Source organism: Sinomonas sp. RB5, assembly GCF_054063535.1.
The window spans coordinates 1-1,505 of the sequence record NZ_JBSSGJ010000037.1 but is presented as its reverse complement, the minus strand read 5'-3'; the positions used below and the strand labels follow the sequence as shown (position 1 = coordinate 1,505).

Annotated in this window: 1 protein-coding gene; it reads left to right on the top strand. The window is 68.6% G+C overall.

What is annotated here, in order from left to right:
• The first annotated feature begins 58 nt into the window (after positions 1-58).
• Positions 59-1,498 carry an amino acid permease gene (locus tag ACVWWH_RS20140; RefSeq protein WP_141305780.1) on the top strand — a complete coding sequence of 480 codons (1,440 nt, stop codon included), beginning with the start codon at positions 59-61 and terminating at the stop codon, positions 1,496-1,498.
• Positions 1,499-1,505: the final 7 nt, after the last annotated feature.

The following is a 1,505-nucleotide window of genomic DNA, read 5'->3' as shown; positions in this document are numbered from 1 at the left end:
CACCACGGAAGTCGCCGATCATCGTGAGGACCACGGTCATGCCCATGCGGCCGACCATGTGATCCATGCCGAGGACGCCGGCTACCACAAGGGCCTGAAGGCCCGGCAGATCCAGATGATCGCGATCGGCGGCGCGATCGGCACCGGCCTGTTCCTGGGCGCCGGCGGGCGCCTGGCCGCGGCCGGGCCCTCGCTCGTGTTCGCCTACGCGATCTGCGGCGCGTTCGTCTTCCTCATCCTCCGCGCCCTCGGCGAGCTCGTCCTCCACCGGCCCTCCTCCGGCTCCTTCGTCTCCTACGCCCGGGAGTTCTTCGGCGAGAAGGCCGCCTACATCTCCGGCTGGTTCTACTGGATCAACTGGGCCATGACCACCATCGTGGACACCACCGCCGCCGCCCTCTACATGCACTTCTTCGGCAAGTACGTCCCCTGGATCGCCGCCGTGCCCCAGTGGGCCTGGGCCCTGATCGCCCTCGTGCTCGTCCTGGCCCTGAACCTGGTCTCCGTGAAGGTCTTCGGCGAGATGGAATTCTGGTTCGCCCTGATCAAGGTCGCCGCCCTGCTGGCCTTCCTCGCCCTGGGCATCTACTTCGTCCTCTTCGGCACCCCCACCGGCGCCACCACCGGCCTGACCCTCATCTCCGACCACGGCGGCCTCTTCCCCATGGGCCTGGCCCCCATGATCATGCTCATGCAGGGCGTCGTCTTCGCCTACGCCTCCGTCGAGCTCGTCGGCACCGCCGCCGGCGAGACCGAGAACCCCGAGAAGATCATGCCCCGCGCCATCAACTCCGTCGTGGCCCGCATCGCCGTCTTCTACGTCGGCTCCGTCATCCTCCTCTCCCTCCTGCTGCCCTACACCGCCTACCAGAAGGGCGTCAGCCCCTTCGTGACCTTCTTCGGCTCCATCGGCGTCGGCGGCGTGGACGTGATCATGAACCTCGTCGTCCTCACCGCCGCCCTGTCCTCCCTCAACGCCGGCCTCTACTCCACCGGACGCATCCTGCGCTCCATGGCCGCCGCCGGCTCCGCCCCCACGTTCGCCCTGCGCATGAACAAGGCCGGCGTCCCCTACGGCGGCATCGCCATCACCGCCGTCGTCTCCCTCCTGGGCGTGCCGCTGAACTACCTCGTCCCCGCCGACGCCTTCGAGATCGTCCTCAACGTCGCCTCCGTCGGCATCATCTCCACCTGGGCCACCATCGTCATCTGCCAGATCCAGCTGCACCGCTGGGCCAAGAAGGGCTGGACCACCCGCCCCGCCTTCCGCATGCCCGGCGCCCCCTACACCGGCTACATCACCCTGGCCTTCCTCGTCGCCGTCTTCATCATGGTCCTCATCGACTCCCCCTGGACCCTCCTGGCCACCGCCGTCGCCTGCATCCTCATGGTCATCGGCTGGTACGCCTCCCGCGAACGCATCCACGAGATCGCCGCCGCCCGCGACGGCTACACCGGCGCAGCCCCCGTCGTCGCCAACCGCACCCGACACGACTGACCCACCC